2 protein-coding genes are annotated in these 1,887 nt (G+C 68.4%); both read left to right on the top strand.

What is annotated here, in order from left to right; genetic code table 11:
- Positions 1–813, top strand: an 813-nt coding sequence (locus tag P3W85_RS16285; protein WP_276265539.1) for an MFS transporter, incomplete at its 5' end; no start/stop codon positions are given.
- 114 nt (positions 814–927) lie between these two features.
- Positions 928–1,623, top strand: coding sequence for a glutathione S-transferase family protein (locus P3W85_RS16280; protein ID WP_276265538.1), 696 nt, complete (start codon positions 928–930; stop codon positions 1,621–1,623).
- Positions 1,624–1,887 lie beyond the last annotated feature (264 nt).

Here is a 1,887-nt window from a genome sequence, read left to right as displayed (position 1 = left end):
GTGCTCGGCATCGTGTCGGGCGCGGGTTCGCTCGGTGCGCTGGTGGCGGCGCCGATCGGACAGGTGGTGGCGCAATCCTACGGCTGGCGCGTGGGGCTGGCGGCCTTTATCGTGCTGGCGCTGGTCATGCTCCCGGCCGCCTGGTTCGCGGGCCGCGTGGATCGCCTGCCGCTGCCCACGCCGCCCGGCGGCGTGCAGCAGAACGCGCGCGAGGCGCTCGGCACGGCCTTGCGCCACACGCCATTCATTGTCATGGGCGCCGCGTATTTCGTCTGCGGCATGCAGCTGGTTTTCCTCACCACGCATTTGCCTTCCTATCTCGATATCTGCGGCATGGATCCCATGCTCAGCGCCAAGGCGCTCGGCGTGATCGGCGGCTTCAATGTGCTGGGCAGCCTGTTCTTCGGCTGGGCCGGCGGCCGCGTCAACAAGCTTCTGCTGCTCGGCGGCATCTATACGGTCCGTTCGCTGGCGCTGACGTGGTACTTCTCGTCGGCGCCAACGCCCGGCAGCACCCTGGTGTTCGCGGCCGTGATGGGCTTCCTGTGGCTGGGCGTGGCACCGCTGGTGGCCGGGTGGATCGCCGAGACCTTCGGCTTGCGCTGGCAGGCAATGCTCGGCGGCGTGGCATTCTTCAGCCACCAGATCGGCAGCTTCGCCGGTGCCTTTGGCGGCGGCCTGGTCTACGATGCGCTGGGCTCCTATACGCTGGCCTGGCAGGTTGGCGTGGCGCTAGGGCTGGCCGCGGGGCTGGCGCAGATCGCCTTTGCGGTCGCCGCCCGCCCGCGGCCGCCGCAGGTGGCGGCGACGTAGGGAGCAATATGCGCTGAGCGCGCCCGCGGCGATGCCGGGAACGGTTAGCATGACGCATGCGCAAGGGAGCGCTCTGGCGCATCCCCATCCAACGCAAGCAAGGAGGTAACAATCATGGCTCTGACGCTGCACTACCATCCGCTGTCCTCGTTCTGTCACAAGGTGCTGATCGCGCTCTACGAGAACGGGGCGCCGTTCGCCACCCATCTCGTCGACCTGGGCGACGAGGATTCCCGCTCGGCATTCCTCGAGCTTTGGCCCATCGGCAAGATGCCGGTCCTGCGCGACGACGAGCGCGGCCAGACGATCCCCGAATCCACGATCATCATCGAGTACCTGGAGCAGCACTACCCGGGCGCGCATGCCCTCTTGCCTGGCACGCAGGACGAGCGCCGCGAAGTGCGCCTGCGCGACCGTATCTTCGACCTGTATGTGCATCTTCCGATGCAAAAGATCGTGGGCGACCGGCTGCGCACGGAAAGGGAACGCGACCCGCGCGGCGTCGCCGATGCGCAGGCCGCCCTGCTTGCCGCCTACGCCATGCTCGACCGCCACATGGCGGACAAGCGCTGGGCGGCGGGCGAGCGTTTCACCCTGGCCGACTGCGCTGCCGCGCCCGCGCTCTTCTATGCGGCCATTGCGGTGCCGATCCCGCAAACCCACACGCATCTCTCGGCCTACGCCGAGCGCTTGCTGAACCGCCCGTCGGTCGGGCGGGTCATTGCCGAAGCCCGGCCCTACTTTCACATGTTCCCGCTGCGCGAGGCGATCCCGGCGCGCTTTCTCCGCGACGAGCCCCCGCTCGCGTGAGCGGCGGCGCTTTGGCTATCCGGCAGGCCGACCGCCAACGGCACTGCCGGCCACATGCCGTCCACCCCACCTGGCCACGGGAAGCCGCGCTTTTGCTTTTCCTAAAGGCGGGATAAAGCCGGAATGGTCCTGCTGCTCCCCGCTTTGATCTCCCTCCCCGCTGCTTAAGATTCCCTCCGTCGGAACCAGCCGCGGACTGCGGCCCTGCCGACCCCTTTCAGCGCCCCCAAATCAGTCCTCGCCGCCCCACGCGCTTCCCCCGCG

This window comes from Cupriavidus basilensis, from assembly GCF_029335485.1.
Classification (GTDB): Bacteria; Pseudomonadota; Gammaproteobacteria; order Burkholderiales; family Burkholderiaceae; genus Cupriavidus; species Cupriavidus basilensis_E.
The sequence above is the reverse complement of the archived record's forward strand: the minus strand, read 5'-3'. Positions and strand labels throughout refer to the sequence as shown.